The sequence below is a fragment of the Streptomyces xingningensis genome, assembly GCF_054957865.1.
In genome coordinates this window covers 1-15,296 of sequence record NZ_JBDJPF010000074.1, presented here as the reverse complement: position 1 = coordinate 15,296, position 15,296 = coordinate 1, and the positions used below count along the sequence as shown (strand labels likewise).

11 protein-coding genes are annotated in these 15,296 nt (G+C 70.5%); 2 read left to right on the top strand and 9 right to left on the bottom strand.

Annotated features, from left to right (window positions below):
* Nucleotide 1: 1 nt before the first annotated feature.
* From ABCR83_RS28390 to ABCR83_RS28355, 8 genes are all read right to left on the bottom strand, one after another.
* Complete coding sequence (locus ABCR83_RS28390; RefSeq protein ID WP_462698078.1) at nucleotides 2-808, bottom strand: FAD/NAD(P)-binding protein; 807 nt, start codon at nucleotides 806-808, stop codon at nucleotides 2-4.
* Nucleotides 805-1,260, bottom strand: coding sequence for a Crp/Fnr family transcriptional regulator (locus ABCR83_RS28385; RefSeq protein ID WP_462698077.1), 456 nt, complete (start codon nucleotides 1,258-1,260; stop codon nucleotides 805-807). The genes ABCR83_RS28390 and ABCR83_RS28385 overlap by 4 nt, the downstream gene beginning before the upstream one ends.
* Nucleotides 1,257-2,435, bottom strand: coding sequence for a 4Fe-4S dicluster domain-containing protein (locus ABCR83_RS28380; protein ID WP_462698076.1), 1,179 nt, complete (start codon nucleotides 2,433-2,435; stop codon nucleotides 1,257-1,259). The genes ABCR83_RS28385 and ABCR83_RS28380 overlap by 4 nt, the downstream gene beginning before the upstream one ends.
* Before the next feature lie 32 nt (nucleotides 2,436-2,467).
* On the bottom strand, nucleotides 2,468-3,166 hold the full coding sequence (locus ABCR83_RS28375) for a CBS domain-containing protein (protein ID WP_462698075.1): 699 nt from the start codon (nucleotides 3,164-3,166) through the stop codon (nucleotides 2,468-2,470).
* 70 nt (nucleotides 3,167-3,236) lie between these two features.
* Complete coding sequence (locus ABCR83_RS28370; RefSeq protein ID WP_462698074.1) at nucleotides 3,237-5,942, bottom strand: bifunctional acetate--CoA ligase family protein/GNAT family N-acetyltransferase; 2,706 nt, start codon at nucleotides 5,940-5,942, stop codon at nucleotides 3,237-3,239.
* Nucleotides 5,943-6,056: 114 nt separating this feature from the next.
* Entirely contained in the window at nucleotides 6,057-6,335 is a 279-nt protein-coding gene (locus ABCR83_RS28365; protein WP_462698073.1) for a HypC/HybG/HupF family hydrogenase formation chaperone, read from the bottom strand.
* Nucleotides 6,336-6,340: 5 nt separating this feature from the next.
* Nucleotides 6,341-8,662 (bottom strand): carbamoyltransferase HypF, encoded by a 2,322-nt coding sequence (gene hypF, locus ABCR83_RS28360; protein ID WP_462698072.1) that lies wholly within the window; start codon nucleotides 8,660-8,662, stop codon nucleotides 6,341-6,343.
* Nucleotides 8,659-9,186, bottom strand: coding sequence for a hydrogenase maturation protease (locus tag ABCR83_RS28355; RefSeq protein ID WP_462698071.1), 528 nt, complete (start codon nucleotides 9,184-9,186; stop codon nucleotides 8,659-8,661). The genes hypF and ABCR83_RS28355 overlap by 4 nt, the downstream gene beginning before the upstream one ends.
* Nucleotides 9,187-9,369: 183 nt before the next feature.
* Here ABCR83_RS28355 and ABCR83_RS28350 point away from each other — a divergent pair, with 183 nt between their 5' ends.
* Nucleotides 9,370-11,793: a glycoside hydrolase family 65 protein gene (locus ABCR83_RS28350; protein ID WP_462698070.1), complete on the top strand. Its 2,424-nt coding sequence runs from the start codon at nucleotides 9,370-9,372 to the stop codon at nucleotides 11,791-11,793.
* 67 nt (nucleotides 11,794-11,860) lie between these two features.
* Entirely contained in the window at nucleotides 11,861-12,316 is a 456-nt protein-coding gene (locus ABCR83_RS28345; protein ID WP_462698069.1) for a tyrosine-type recombinase/integrase, read from the top strand.
* A 483-nt stretch (nucleotides 12,317-12,799) separates the two neighbouring features.
* On the opposite strand, the gene ABCR83_RS28340 is transcribed toward ABCR83_RS28345, so the two are convergent.
* The gene (locus ABCR83_RS28340) at nucleotides 12,800-15,013 is read right to left on the bottom strand and encodes a hypothetical protein (protein WP_462698068.1); all 2,214 of its coding nucleotides are present in this window, start codon (nucleotides 15,011-15,013) and stop codon (nucleotides 12,800-12,802) included.
* Nucleotides 15,014-15,296: the final 283 nt, after the last annotated feature.

Below are 15,296 nucleotides of genomic sequence, written 5' to 3'. Positions count from 1 at the left end.
GTCACAGTTCCCGTACGGCAAGCAGTGGCTCGGCCCGGTCGTAGCCGACCACGGGGCCGTCCCGGCACAGCAGGAGCGGCCCGAGCTGGCAGTGGCCGCAATGGCCGGTGGCGCAGCGCATGTTGCGCTCCAGTGAGACCCGGATGCGGTCGGCGCGTACTCCGCGGTCCAGGAGTTCGCGGGCGGTGGCACGGATCATCACTTCGGGTCCGCAGAGGAACGCGGTGGTGCCGGGCGGGGAAAAGGGCGCCTCGTCGAGCAGGGTGGTGACGACACCGACGCGGCCCTGCCAGCCCGGCCCGGGACGGTCCACCGCGACGCCGCAGTACGGTTTGCCCCAGCCGCCGAGCTCATCCCGGTAGAGGAGGTCGTCGGAAGTCCGTGCGCCGACGAGGACGTTCAGCCGCCCGTAGGCGTGTGGTGCGGCCAGGGCGGAGTGGACGAGCGGGCGGAGCGGGGCGAGCCCGATGCCGCCGGCGCCGACGAGCAGGTCGTCTCCCATGGCAGACGGCAGGTCCCAGCCGGTGCCGAACGGGCCGCGCATCCCGACCGTCGCGCCCGGCCGGACCTTGTACAGGGCGCGGGAGACCGCGCCGACGCCACGGATCGTGTGCAGCAGGCCGCCGTCGGGAAGAATGCCGGCGACGGAGATCGGGATCTCGCCGACTCCGAACGCGTAGATCATCGCGAACTGGCCCGGCGCGAAGGGTTGCAGCGCGTTCTCGCTCGGTTCCAAGCGAATGGTGACGGTGTCGGCGGTCTCCGGGCGGCTGTCCACCACGCGGTACGGGACGGGCACCGCCGTCATCCTCGTTCTCCGCTGCCGTAGGGGCCGTACAGGTCGAGCAAGCGGGTGCGGGCGGACCGCAGCCGGTGGCCGATGACCCCGACGACGTAGGTGAGCAGCGCGTGGTCGAGCGCCGGATCCTGCTCGCACAGTGCGAGAACCGCTTCGGCGTCGAACTCCCAGGCGCGCACAGGGCTGGTGGTCTCGGCACCCAGGTGCCATTGCCGCGGTGGGCAGACCCAGGACCAGCCCAGCAGTTCCCCGGCTCCGATGGTCTCGATGACGGCGGCCCGTCGGCCGGGAACGTGCATGTCGAGGGCGACGCCGCCGGTGTGGATGACCCAGAAGCGGTCGGCTTTGCTGCCCTCCTCGAAAACGCGGGCCCCGGTAGGGAACGACACCTCCCGGGCGAGGGCCATCAGCCGGTCGCGGTGGTCCTGGGGAATGGTGGAGAAGAGGCCGGTCCGGGTCATGGCGAGCCGTCCTCTGTTGCCGCGTCCCGTGTGAGTTTCTCCTGGTGCAGGGCATGTGCTTCCTCGGTGATGTCGATGCCGACCGGGCACCACACGATGCACCGTCCGCAGCCCACGCAGCCGGAGCTGCCGAACTGGTCGTACCAGGTGCCCAGTTTGTGGGTCGCCCACTGGCGGTAGCGGCTGCGGCCGGACGCGCGGACCGGGCCGCCGTGCAGGTGGGAGAAGTCGAGGTCGTAGCAGACGTCCCAGCGGCGCCAGCGCTCGGCATGGTCGCCGGTGAGGTCGGTGACGTCCTCGGTGGTGGTGCAGAAACAAGTAGGGCAGGCCATGGTGCAGTTGCCGCAGGTCAGACAGCGGGCGGCGACGTCGTCCCAGCGCTCGGCGTCCAGTGTGCCGGCCATCAGCTCCTGAAGGCTCACCGGAGGCATGGTGCGTCCCATGCGGCCGGCGGCGGCCTCGACCGTCTCGCGGGCCGCGGTGCGCGTGACGTCGTCGGCGGCCTGGTGCGGTACCTCGGCGAGGACTTCGGCCCCTTCGATTGTCCCCGCACGTGCCAGGAAGCGGTGGCCCGCGTCGTCCAGGACCTCCGTCAGGGCGATGTCGTAGCCGGGGCCGGTCGCGGGGCCGGTGCCCATGGAGACGCAGAAGCAGGTCGCGCCTGGTTCGGTGCACTCGGCCACGATGAGGAAGGCGCCCGTGCGCCGCGCCCGGTAGTCGTCGTCCTGGTGCCGGCCGCCGGTCAGGATCCTGTCCTGGATCGCGATGGCGCGCAGGTCGCACGGGCGCACCCCCAGGAAGGCGTACGAAGGCCGTTCCGGCTGCTCGGCGCGTACCGTCAGTTCGCCGTCGGGGCCTCGGTCGGCCGTCCACTGCCGGACGCGTTCCGGGAGCAGGTAGTTCTTCCACGACTGAGGTCCGGCGCTGTGGGCGAACGCCATGCCGTCCGCACGCCGCACCAGCCGGTAATGGCCGGCTTCCAGCTCCACGCCCCACCCGTAGGGCAGCTCGGTGGCGGACTCCAGCTCGGCCAGCACGATGGCGCCGTCCCGCGCCGTGGGACCGATCACCCTACGGCCACGCGCGCGAAGGCCCCGTACAAGCGCCTCGAGACCGTCACGGTCGAGGACACAGGCCGCGTCCTCAAGGTCCCGCGTCGTGGCCGCGGAGTCCATGGCGTCTCCTGCTCCCGCCGGGCGACGGCGGATCAGTCATCGGCGAGGCCGAGCAGGGTCTGCTCGGCCGGCCGCGCCGGACGGGCATCGTCCACGCGGTACGTCACCTCGTCGACGACCGAGACGACCCCGTCGATCTGCTCCACCAGGCGGAGCAGCACAGGGACCTCGCTACGTCGCTCGAGCTGCCCTTTCAGCGTGACCACCCCGTCGAGAACGTGCACGTCGAGCGTGGCGGGAGTGAGCCACATGGTCCCCACGACCACATCGGCGATCACCTCGCGGCGGATGTCCATATCGGGCCGCAGGAAGACCTGGAGCAGGTCGCGGCGGGTCACGATGCCCACCAGCCGGTCCTCCTCGTCGACCACCGGCAGCCGCTCCACGCGGTGGCGTGCCATGGTCCGGGCGGCCTCGGCGATGCTGTCGTCGGCGTGCACGGTGATCGCGGGCCGGGACATCAGGTCCCCTGCCGTCCGGCCCGGAGCCGGCGCGGGGCCGGCCTCGCGGTGCGCCCTGGACAGCCACGGCAGTCCGTGCCGGCGGCCTTGAGGGACGGGCTCCACGGGGAGGGCCGCCTGGCGCAGCATGAGGTCGCTCTCGGAGATCACTCCGAGGACCCTGTCATCGTCGTCCACCACCGGCAGACCGCTGATGTCGTGCTCCGCCAGGAGTTTGGCGACGTCCTTGAACGAAGTCGGCGGGAGCACCGAGACTACGTCGCTCGTCATCAGGTTTCCGACCTTGCTCTGCCTCATGATCATCGTGACCTTTCTCCGGCTGCGCCGTCCCGCGCGGTTCTCAGCGCAGGCGCCGCAGGTACGGGTCGTGAGCGCGGCGCGGCAACAGCCGAATCCGCGCGTCCAGTGCCATGACGCCGTCCGGGCACGCCACCACCGGGTTGAGGTCTGCCTCCACGAGCTGCGGCAGGTCGCACGCCATCCGCGACAGACGGGCCAGCAGCTGCTCCAGCGCGCCCAGGTCGACGGGCGTGCCGCCGTGGCGGCCGGACAGCAGCCGGTAGCAGCGTGGGGAGGTGATCAGATCGTCGACGTCGTACGTGGTGAGCGGCGCGAGCCGGGCCGCGTGGTCGGCGAGGATCTCCGTCGCGGTGCCGCCCTGTCCGAACAGCACGAGGGGGCCGAAGATCTCATCCTGGACCACTCCGGCCACCAGTTCGAGAACGTGGGTGGCCTGGGGCTGGACGACCGCGCCGGAGAGCTTCTGCCCGAAGCGCTCGGCGAGTTCGCGGTAGGCCGCTCGCACCTCGTGCTCGCCCTGGAGGTCGAGGCGTACGGCTCCTTCAGCGGTCTTGTGCACCAGACCGGGCCAGTACGCCTTGAGCACCACACGCTCGCCGGGCCCGGCGAGCCGCTGTGCCGCCGCGGCGGCCGTGTCCTCGCTGCACACCCACTCCCACGCGATCTGCGGGACGCCGTAGCGGTCGAGGAGCCGTGCGCACGCGGTCGGGGGCAGCCAGCCGCCATCCGGGTGTGCGGAAAGCCAGGCGGTCACATCGGCGCGGGCGCCTTCGGTGTCGACGCCGGGCGGGTCCGGCACCTCGGACTGCGGCCGGGTACGCCACCGGGAGTAAGCAGCCGCGTACGCCAGGGCGTGGGCCGCGTCCTGCGCGTCGGCGTAGGCAGGCAAGGTCCCGCCGCCTTCCGCCGTCAGCAGCTCGGCCCGTGTCGGCTGCTCCAGCAGCACCGCGGCTGTCGTGCACGGTGCTCGGGCCGCGCTGTGGGTGAGGGCGCGGACGAGGTCGTCCCCGGTGGCCGAAGCGAGGGCGGTGGGGACGAAGACACCCAGCACGGCGTCGACGTCCCGGTGGTCCGCCAGCCGGTCGAGGCAGACCCGGAGCTGTTCCTCGGAGACGGCGGCGGTGGTGTCGACCGGGTTGCCGGCGGTCGCTCCTGCGGGCAGCACGGCCGTCAACTCCGCCACGAGATCGGGCTCCAGGGGCTTGACACCCAGCCCGGCTTCACTGCAGGCGTCGGCCGCCAGCACTCCCACACCGCCGGCGTTGGTGACGACGACCACCGAGCCGCCACTGGGCAGGGGCTGGGAGTACAGCAGGGCCACCGTGTCCAGGAGTTCCGCGATGGTGCGGGTGGCGATGATGCCTGCCTGGGTGAACAGCGCCTGCCGAGTCATTGCGGGGGTGGCGGCAGCGGCCGTGTGCGAAGCCGCTGCCCTGCGGCCGGCTTCCGAGCGACCGGCGTCCACAGTGAGCACCGGCATCCGGCGGCCGACCCGGCGCGCGGTGCGGGAGAAAGCCCTCGGGTTGCCGAACGACTCCAAGTGCAGCACGGCGAGATCGGTGCGTTCGTCGCTTTCCCACCACTGCAGCAGGTCGTTGCCGCTGACGTCGTACTTGTCGCCGAGCGAGACGAAGGTGGAGACACCGATGCCCAGCCGGGACAGCCCGCTCAGCAGCGCGATCCCCACACCGCCCGACTGCACTGCCACCCCGGCGGTGCCGGGCAGCGGGAACCCGGCGGCGAAGGTCGCGTCCAGCCGGACGTCCTCCTCCGTGTTGGCGAGCCCCAGGCAGTTGGGGCCGACCAACCGCATCCCGTACCGGCGACAGGCGACCCGCAGGCCAGCAGCCTGCGCGGCGTCGAGCCCGGAGGTCACCACGAGCAGCGCCCGGACTCCGCGTTTGCCGCACTCCTCGGCGACGGACGGCACGGCCTCGGCGGGGACGGCGAGGACCGCCAGCTCCGGTACCTCGGCCAGGTCCGCGACGCCGGGCTTGCAGGGGATGCGGTCGATGACCCGGGCATGGGGATTGACGGCGCCCAGCCGGCCGGTGAATCCGCCGGCCCGCAGGTTGCGCAGGATCGCCCGGCCCACCGAGCCGGGCCTGCGCCCCGCACCGACGACGGCGACCGACCTCGGCCGCAGCAGGGGCCGGAGACTGGCGATGTCGGCGGTGCGGCCGCGGGCGTCCACGGCGGACAGATAGCTCTCGTCCTGGGACAGCCCGACCACCACATGGACCTCCGGGCCGTCGAAGTGCCGCCGGAGAGGAAGCCCCAGATCTGCGAAGACCCGGAGGACCGGGTAATTGTCGCTGAGCGCGTCGGCCGTGAAGGTGCCCAGCCCATCCGCGCGGGCCGCGTCCACCAGGTGCTCCAGAAGGAGGGTGCCGACGCCCCGGTGGTGCCAGTCGTCCGCCACGGCGAGGGCTACCTCGGCCGTGGCGGGCCCGGTCCTACCCGGTGCCGTCGGCGTGGCGTGGTATTCGGCGACGCCCACGACCTCGCCGTCCGTCTCGGCGAGCAGGGCCCGCTCCCCCGGGCGCCCACCGGAACACAGCTGATCCGCCGCGCACTCCGCCGTCCGGGAACCTGCCGAGAAGAGTCGCAGCCGGAGACTCTCCGGGGACATGCGCTCGTACATGCGCAGTGCGGCGGTGCGGTCCTCCGGCGCGACATGCCGGACCTGCACCGTCGTACCGTCCGCCAGCAAGGCGTGCACCGGCGGCGATGGAAGATCCAGCATGCCCGTCATGGTCCAGTCATCTCCCTCCATCACTTCCAGCCTCAGCCGGGCACGGCGGAGACGGATGGGCTGACCGGGCACGACGGTGGGCCGAACGGCCCCGTCGAAGACGTCCTAAGGACGCTCGGCACCGGCTTCGGGAAGCGGCTCGCCCAGCTCCCCCTCCACGGCGTCGGCCATGGCCCGCAGCACGGCCAGCGTGCGCTGCGCTTCGGCCTCGTCAACCGTCGCGATGGCGAAGCCGACGTGGACCACGACATACGTGCCAATGTCCGCCTCGGGCGTGTAGGCCAGGCACGCCTCGCGGCGCACCCCGCCGAAGTCGACCGTCGCCACCCGCAGCCCGGCCTGATCGTGGATCTCCAGGACCCTGCCCGGAATACCCAGGCACATCGCATTCACTCCCCTCGGAGGCGGGCCGCGGCGATCGCGGCCTGCCCGTAGCTGATACCGCCGTCGTTGACCGGAACCGCACTGCCGACGAGAACCCGCAGACCCTGAGCCCGCAGCACGGCCCGTACCTCCCTGAGCAGCCGGGCGTTCTGGAAGCAACCGCCGGACAGGCACACCGTGCGCGGCGCGCCCGCTCGTACGGCTCGCTCCACCAGGCCGCCGGTGACCTCGGCGATCGTCCGCTGGAAGGCGGCGGCAAGCTGATTCACCCGCTCGCCGTCGGCCACTCCCTCGAGCAGGGCGACGAGCGTGGGGACCGGGTCGTAGACCCACAGCCCGGCCTTCTCCACCAGCCGCCAGGGCAGCGCGTCGGCCCGCAGGGTTCCGGCAGCTGCCTCGAGAGCCACGGCTGCCTGGCCCTCGTACGTCACGTCGTCGCATAGGCCGAGCAGGCTCGCCGCGGCGTCGAAGAGCCGGCCCGCGCTGGACGCACGCGGGCAGTTCACGCCCCGCTCGACCATCACCCGGACGACGTCGGCCTCGCGCGAGTCGAAGCGCCGCGCGAACGACCGGATCAACGTCGGGGGCGGGCGGAGAGCGCCCAGATGCTCGGCTCCGTGGAGGTACCCCAGGGCCATGCGCGCGGGTCGGCGCACGGCTGCCTCGCCCCCGGGCAGCGGCGCTGTCGCGAGGCGGCCCACGCGGCGGTACCGGGTCAGGTCGGCGACAAGAATCTCGCCACCCCACAGCGTGCCGTCGTCGCCGAGGCCCAGCCCGTCGTAGGCGACCCCGGTGAACGGCCCGCGCACGCCGTGCTCGGCGGCGCAGGCCGCAACGTGCGCATGGTGATGCTGCACCGCGATCCGCCGCGCTGACGACTGGGAACGGGCCCACTGGGTGGACAGATAGCCCGGGTGAAGGTCATGGGCAATCACACGCGGCTCGATCCCGGTCAGGCGCACCATGTCGGCGTACGACGTCTCGAAGGCGGCCAGCGTGTCGGCGTCCTCCAAGTCTCCGGCGTGGGGCCCGAGGAAGGCATGCGCTCCGTCCGCGAGCGCGAAGGTGTGCTTCAACTGCGCACCGGCCGCCGCGACGGGAGACGCGGCGGCGACGGGCAGGGGAAGCGGCACGGGAGCGAATCCGCGGGCCCGGCGGAGGGTCAGGACCGTACGGCCGGCCGGGCGCACCACCGAATCGTCGTAGCGAGCGCGAATGGGCCGGTCGTGGGAGAGGAAACCGTCGGCGACGCCGGCCAGCATGCTTCTCGCCGCCGTGTCGTCGATCGCGATGGGCGCGCCGGAGACGTTGCCGCTGGTGACGACGAGCGGCCGATCGAGGTCGTGCAGCAGCAGGTGATGGAGGCCCGTGGTGGGCAGGAAGAGGCCGATCGTGTCGGTGCCCGGGTGCACGAGCGTCGCGATGCGGGTACGGCGCCGCGCCGTGAGGAGCACGACCGGCCGGGCGGGCCCCGTCAGGGCCGCGTGGCCGGTGCGCGGCACATGAGCCAGGCGGCGGACGGTCTCCGCGTCACGTGCCATGACGGCAAACGGCTTTGCCGGACGCCGCTTGCGGTCCCGCAGCCGGGCCACGGCCTCGGCATTCGTGGCATCGCACACCAACTGATAGCCGCCCAGGCCCTTCACCGCGACGATGGCACCGTCGTCCACCGCGGTCACCGCCGCATGGAGAGCGGCTTCTCCGGCGAGCCCGTCCCACGACAACTGCGGGCCGCAGTCGGCACAGGCGATCGGCTCGGCGTGGAACCGCCGGTCCCTGGGGTCCCCGTACTCCGCGGCACAGGGCGCGCAGAGTGTGAACTGCCGCATCACGGTCCGCTCGCGGTCGTACGGCAGGTCCTCGATGACGGTTGCGCGCGGGCCGCAGCCGGTGCAGTTGATGAACGGATAGCGATACCGCCGGTCGGACGCGTCGAGAAGCTCACCCAGGCACTCCTCGCACGTAGCGGCATCCGGCGGGATCTCCCGGGACGTCATCGCGACTCCCGCGCTCGTGCTGGTACGTACGGTGAAACCCGAGCCGGGAGCCGGAAGCGGGTCCAGGAGAGGCCCGACTCCCACCCGGCGGACGTCCGCGAGGGGCGGCGCGGCATTCCGCAACAGCTCGATGAGCGTGCCCAGTTCCTCCGGTGATCCGGAGACGGACAGCTCGACGTGACCGCCGGCGTTGAGCACCCAGCCGTCGAGCCCCAGGCCAGTCGCCACGCGGTGGACGAAGGGACGGAAGCCGACTCCCTGCACCCGGCCGGACACCGTGATCGTGCGTGCGACCCGGACGTGTTCGTCCGCGCCTGCCGGCTCCTTCACGGCCGGCTCTCGCGGCCCGGGATCTCACCACGGGCGACAGCGTCGCGGTGCCGCGCGATGTCCTCTTCGATACGTTCCGCCAGTGGCTCGACCGCTGCGGCCACGGCCGGTGTCAGCCCCGTGCCCAGTGAGCTGTCGGCGCCCTCGACCGCGTAGACGACCAGGTGTCCGGGCATCCTGCCGAGGGCCCTTGACAGCTCCACCGCCTCGCCGAGCCCGAGCCCATGAGTGCTGGCGGTGCCCGTCTGCCAGGTGCTGTGCTTGTCCAGCTCCACCCGGTGGACCCGCCCGGGGTGCCCGGGGTGCGCGTGTGCGGCGTCCACGACCACGGCCAGCTCGGCTTCCTCCCACAGCACGATGAGCCGGCCAGGGTCGCCGTCGCACGACGACAACCGGGTTCCAGCTGGGAGCGGTCGGCTGACGGCACGCTCCCGCAGCCGCGCGATGACGGCGGGGCCCACGCCGTCATCCCGGCGGAACTCGTTGCCGACTCCGACGACCGTGATACGGGCGGAGACCGCCATGGCTCACTCCCTGTCATCGGACGTCCCGTTTCCACCATCTGCCCAACGGGCCGCGTCCGCTCGGGGCCGGACACATGATGCGCCTGGATGGGTCAGCACGGGCCCGGAAGAGTGACAGAGAACCGCTGCCTGCGGTGACATCTGGTCTCCTGATACGGCGGAGAGCGGGAAGCGAGGCCCACGATGACCGAGTGGACCTGGGAGTACGAAGGCTACGACCCGGCCACCGAACGACTGCGGGAAACGCTGTGCACGCTCGGCAACGGGTACTTCGCCACGCGCGGCGCGGCGCCCGAGAGCAGAGCGGGCCCGGTGCATTACCCCGGTACGTACGTGGCCGGGTGCTACGACCGGCTGGTCTCGACGGTGGCCGGGCGCCGGGTCGAGAACGAGGACATGGTCAATCTCCCGAACTGGCTGCCGCTGCGCTTCCGACTGCTCTCCGGCGAGGAAGGCGAGGAAGCGGGCCCGTGGTTCGCCCTGGACACGTGCGAGGTGACCGGCTACCGGCAGGCGCTCCACCTGAGAGAGGGCACGCTGACCCGGACGTTTCGCTACCGTGCGCCCGACGGCCGGGTACTGCGGGTCGAGCAGTTCCGGCTGGTCCACATGGGGGACCCTCACCTCGCGGCGCTGCGTACCGTGTTCACGCCGGAAGGCTGGTCGGGACGGATCGAGGTGGGATCCGCCCTCGACGGAGACGTCGTCAACGCCAACGTGTACCGGTACCGCGCCCTGGAGCGCCGGCACCTCACGGCGGTGCACGGCGGCGAGGCTGGCCCGGACACTGTCCTGCTGCGCTGCCGCACCAGGACGTCGGACATCGGCATCGGCATGGCCGCGCGCACCACGGTGACCGGCTGCGCCCCCGAGTCCTCGGCCAGGACCGCCGCCGGCCACCGGCCGAACCACCGCCTGATCCTCACCCTGTCCGACGAAGGCCCCGTCGCCGTGGACAAGACCGTCGCGCTCCACACCTCCCGAGACCGTGCCATCAGCGACCCCTGCACGGCGGCCGTCGACCTTGCCCGGACGGCCCCGGACTTCCCCTCGCTGCTGCGGTCGCACACCGATGCCTGGGAACAGCTGTGGCGGCGGGCGGACATCCACGTGCCCGGCGAGGCGGGCCGGGTCCTGCGCCTGCACCTCTTTCACCTCCTGCAGACGCTCTCGCCCCACACCGCGGACCTGGACGTGGGTGTACCGGCCAGGGGCCTGCACGGCGAGGCGTACCGGGGCCACGTCTTCTGGGACGAGCTGTTCGTGCTGCCGTATCTGAACCTGCACTTCCCGGAGGTGTCCCGGGCGCTGTTGGACTACCGGCACCGCCGACTCCCCCGCGCGGTCCGTTCCACCCGCGAGACGGGCCGGACCGGCGCGCTGTATCCGTGGCAGAGCGGCAGCGACGGCCGTGACGAGACGCAGACGCTGCACCTGAACCCGCGCTCCGGCCGTTGGCTGCCCGACCGCTCCGGGCTCCAGCATCACGTCGGCTCCGCCGTCGCGTACAACGTGTGGCAGTACTGCCAGGCCACGGGCGACACGGAGTACCTGCACACCAAGGGCGCGGAGATGCTGCTGCAGATCGCCCGCTTCTGGGCAGGCCGCGCGGAACCCGAACCGGCGACCGGCCGCTACCGCATCCGCGGCATCGTGGGCCCCGACGAGTACCACGACGCCTACCCCGGTGCTGCGCAACCAGGGATCGACGACAACGCATACACCAATGTGACGGCGGCCTGGGTGCTCGCCCGCGCCCTGGACCTCATCGGGAGCCTGCCCGCCCGGCGCCGACAGGAACTCGTCGAGCGCCACGTCCTGGACACCGGCGAACTCCCGCTGTGGGACGAGATCTCACGACGTCTCCGGGTGCCCTTCCACCACGACGTCATCAGCCAGTTCGACGGCTACGGTGAGCTGGCCGAGCTCGACTGGGCCGCCTACCGCGCCCGTTACCCAGATATCCGGCGGCTCGACCGTCTCCTGGAGGCCGAAGGGGATTCGGTCAACCGGTACCGGGCGTCCAAGCAGGCGGACGTCCTGATGCTCGGCTACCTCTTCTCACCGGCCGAACTCTCCGCCATCTTCCGACGGATGGGCTACGAGCTCACCGACGAACTGTGGCAGCGCACGGTCGACTACTACCTGCGACGCACCAGCCACGGCTCCACCCTCAGCGAAGTCGTCCACGGCTGGGTCCTCGCCCGCGCCCACCGCGCCGACGCCTGGCGCTACTGCCGCGAAGCACTCGAAGAAGATGTCGCGGACATCCAGGGAGGCACCACTGCCGAAGGCATCCACCTCGGCGCCATGGCCGGCACCCTGGACCTGGTCCAGCGCGGCCTCACCGGACTCGAGACCCGCGAGGACGCCCTCTGGCTCTACCCCGTCGAACTCCCCGAACTCTCCGAATTCGGCTTCACCATCCGCTACCGAGGGCACTGGGGCATCGGAGTACGCCTGCAACGTGAGCAGTTGACCATCAGCGTTCCGGAATCGGAGGAATCCACGATCAGGATCGTGCTGCCCGACCGGCACATCACCATCCAGCCGGGCGAGACCAGCACGCTCACACTGGGTCATGCGACTGAGACCGGTCCCCGATGAGGTGTCGCTGGGCGGCTCGGTTCGGCATCCGTCAAGGTCGCGGTGGCCTACCGTCGCCTGGACCAGGATGCCTGATGCTGGTGCGACCAAGGCCGGTGCCGTCCCTGCCCGATTCACCACCCATGGTCAGCGCGCCCGCCTCGACGCAGTCGGGCACGACCCCATGGCCCGGCTCTTCACCGGACCGCGCGGAGGCCGGATCACCACGGCCATCCTGCGCGACGCCACCCACTGGGACGAAGTCGTCGTCCACCTCGGCTACGAACACCTGCGCCGCCACGACCTCCGGCACACCGGGCTGACATGGATGGCGGATGCCGGCATCCCCGTCCACGTCCTCCGCATGATCGCCGGACATGGCTCGATCACCACCACCCAGCGGTACCTCCACCCGGACCGCCGCTCGATCCATCTGGCGGGCGCGGCCCTCAGCCGCTACCTCGCCGAAGGCCGCCAGGAACCCGCTGGTCCCAAACTGGTCCCAGAGGCCGCACCTGTGCGGCACCTGCGGCTCGTCAGGTGATCAACGCGAAAAAGCCTCTGACCTGCGGTTTCCCGCTGATCAGAGGCTTCTTTCGCCGTGTCGGGACGGCGGGATTTGAACCCACGACCCCTTGACCCCCAGTCTAGTTGGCAAACCATCAAATGCGGACAATACCCCCAAATAAGGGTTTCTTATGTGGGGCATAAGGGGCGTCGCTCGGTGGTGTGCGGATCGTGTGGTCCCAAACTGGTCCCAGGTCCGGGTCAAGTCGAGGGTGCCGCCGGAGCCGTTGCTGCTCACGCCAGGCGCCTCAGGAAGAGGTCAATGCCGAAGAATCATCTCGTACGGCCTTCCACCCATCCCTTGATGTCCTCGTGGTGCCGTTGTCCGTCGGAGTCGCACGGCGGCATCAACTGGGCATGGTCCGCACCGAGCACAAAGAGGCGTTCCGGCAAGGCGCCCTACCCAGTCCAGCCAGCAAGGCGGAGCGAGCGTGGTCAGGAGCTGGTCGCGTGTGGGTGGTCATGAGATGTCATGGCGGCCAGCCTCGGCCTGGGCCTGCAGGCGGCGGACGATCTGCCACCACTGCCTCGCCCCCCGGGAGTACCAGCGGTCTTCGCCGATCGGGCGCCAATCGGCGAGTTCGCTCAGCTGGGAAATGATCGTCTCCAAGTCGGCCCGGCCGTATCCGGCTCGCTTCGGGTCGAGCTGTTGGGCGATGTCGTGGAGTCGGTGGGCCGCGCGGTAGTAGGAAAGCTGGGTGTCAGTGAGCCGGCGCGCCGCGTAGCCGCCGCACTTGCTGCACCAATCGAAATCGTCCCGGGCAAGCAGGTCCTCGGCGGTCAGCAGGTCGTCATCGTCAACGACGCCGCGCTCGCGGGAGTGCCTGCACAGGGGTGAGTGCCCCTTGCCCTCGAATCGCGGGTCGGCGTTGGTGGTGTAAATCTGCACGTCGGTGAGCACGCCCAGCGGAATTCCGCTGCCTCCTCGCCACCGGTCACTGGTGGGCGGTTCGAACGGCTCGAGGTCCAGGCGCCTGCTGGTGAGCAAGCCCTGCCACACATCGTGGGGCACTCCGCGCCGACGGCTCCCGCTGTCGAGGGTTCGGAGATCATGGACGCCCCGGGCCATGGCGAGGCAGCGGAGGTTACGTTCGATGTCCTGATCCCTGAAGGTCAGCCACGCAGTCGTCCGCGCTCCATCGGTGAGTCCAAGCCAGTCCCCGAAGCGTGGGTCATGTACGTCGTGGACTTGCTCGGGCCAGATACTCTCCCGCCCTTCCGGCCTCCGGCCAATCTCATCGACCCATGGCCCGATCACACTCGAGGGAAGGTCCGAGGCGCCGGCGATGACGACCCCGTGCCAGCCGTTTGCCAGCCGCTTCTCGATGGCTGCCAGCGGCAGCACCTCGGCTCCGTTGCTTGTCGAGAAGACGATGTAGAGCTGGTCCGCGTTGGGCGAGACGGTACCCAACGCACGGAAGTGGTCTGCGGTGACCGGGAGTCGGCCGAGAACCGGAGTGTCGTCGAAGATCCCCGGCTGGACATGGCTCGCACGATCGCTCGTCTCCCCCTTCGTGATCGGGCTGTCTCTGCCGTCGTGGGGTTCGCACTCGATCTGGTAGGAATGGACAAGGAGCCGGTCGGCGATGAGACCAGGGACCTGAAGTGTGAGGGTGCGGCGGCTCCAGTCAGCATCGGCGAGGTAGGTGACCAGCACACCCGTTGTCCACTGGTCCAGGTTCGCCAGGAAGCCCGTCTCACGGGAGTGCGACGCGTCATCGCCGATTTCCGGCAGGCGCACGATCACGCGCCTCGTGGGCACAGGGGCCGCTGAGGACGCAGCTGTGCAGGCGGCATCCTCCCAGGAGGCGACGAGGCTCTCGGCGCCGGTCACAGCCTGGTGATAACCCTTGCGGTTACTACGGATGTGACGCACCAAGCTGTAGGCGACGTAAGAGCGGTCGCTGGGGCGGCCCCAGCCCTCCGAGGCCCTGCGCTGCCACTCGCCCCACAGCACCTTCACATGCTTCGCAACGTCCGCGCTCTTTCCCAGCACACCGAACACCCCATCATCGAGGGGGAGTTCCGGCTCGCTCATACCGGCCACCGCGGCGGCCAGAAGAAGCCCTGCCGGGTCGACGAACAAGGCCGCCTGCGCCCGCAAGCCCTCTAGGTACTGCTCCTTTACCGACAGCTTCGGTTTCACCCAATCCTCGAGCCAAGGGAACATCATGGCGATGGACCGGGCCTGATGCAGGCTCGTCGCGGCACCGCGCCAGTGAGCGAACACCCGGTCCCGAAGCCACTCTGCTTCGTCCCGCGCCTCCTGTTCGCCGGCGCCGTCCTCCTCGTCGTCGCACTCAGCCTTGGGCTCTGCCCGAAGGAGGTCGGCCGCGGCCTTCAGTTCTTCCTGTTCCCAGCCGTCGTCCGGGTCCAACGCAGTGTAGGAGTGCAGCTGGAATAGCAGGCCTGATCCGCCAAGTGCCCCAAGGAAGATGCCCAGCCCGCTATCCGGCCGCGCCCACGAACCCCACTGCGCACACCGCGAACACAACCGACCGATCGTTACCGAGTTCAGCGGGACTTCTGCCGTCGCCACGTTTTGCGTCCGCAGTTGGGTGCAACTGGGCGTGGCGTGCAGCTTGGCGTTCTTACCTTTGGCCGAATGAACAGTGACCGGGGTCCCCTCGAACGGGCCGAGCGGTACATCAGCGGTCAGCGAGCAATCGAGCATGGGTCCTCCCCTGGTCGGGTTCGGCTCACGAGCCTAGCCCCGGGCACTGACAGTGCCAGCTGGCCCCTCTGGGTTCAGTTGCCGACCATCAACTGCTGCTGTGGTACGAGTACCGAAGAGCAGGACGCAGCCCGTAGTCGCGTTGCGAACCCTTCAGCGGTGCAACATTTGGCCTGCCCGACCGCACGATTTGTAGGACCAGCCTGCTTGCACTCTGCAGCGGATCCTCTTCTAAGCGGTCTTGGCGAAGTTCGCTGCGGCCCCCGTCAGGTCCTCATCCGGC

Bases quoted from the DNA above. Each gene is read 5' to 3' on its own strand.
- ABCR83_RS28340 (WP_462698068.1), bottom strand. From the start codon at position 15,013: ATGCTCGATTGCTCGCTGACCGCTGATGTACCGCTCGGCCCGTTCGAG.
- ABCR83_RS28365 (WP_462698073.1), bottom strand. From the start codon at position 6,335: ATGTGCCTGGGTATTCCGGGCAGGGTCCTGGAGATCCACGATCAGGCC.
- ABCR83_RS28385 (WP_462698077.1), bottom strand. From the start codon at position 1,260: ATGACCCGGACCGGCCTCTTCTCCACCATTCCCCAGGACCACCGCGAC.
- ABCR83_RS28375 (WP_462698075.1), bottom strand. From the start codon at position 3,166: ATGACGAGCGACGTAGTCTCGGTGCTCCCGCCGACTTCGTTCAAGGAC.
- ABCR83_RS28380 (WP_462698076.1), bottom strand. From the start codon at position 2,435: ATGGACTCCGCGGCCACGACGCGGGACCTTGAGGACGCGGCCTGTGTC.
- ABCR83_RS28350 (WP_462698070.1), top strand. From the start codon at position 9,370: ATGACCGAGTGGACCTGGGAGTACGAAGGCTACGACCCGGCCACCGAA.
- ABCR83_RS28390 (WP_462698078.1), bottom strand. From the start codon at position 808: ATGACGGCGGTGCCCGTCCCGTACCGCGTGGTGGACAGCCGCCCGGAG.
- ABCR83_RS28345 (WP_462698069.1), top strand. From the start codon at position 11,861: ATGCCTGATGCTGGTGCGACCAAGGCCGGTGCCGTCCCTGCCCGATTC.
- ABCR83_RS28370 (WP_462698074.1), bottom strand. From the start codon at position 5,942: ATGCTGGATCTTCCATCGCCGCCGGTGCACGCCTTGCTGGCGGACGGT.
- ABCR83_RS28355 (WP_462698071.1), bottom strand. From the start codon at position 9,186: ATGGCGGTCTCCGCCCGTATCACGGTCGTCGGAGTCGGCAACGAGTTC.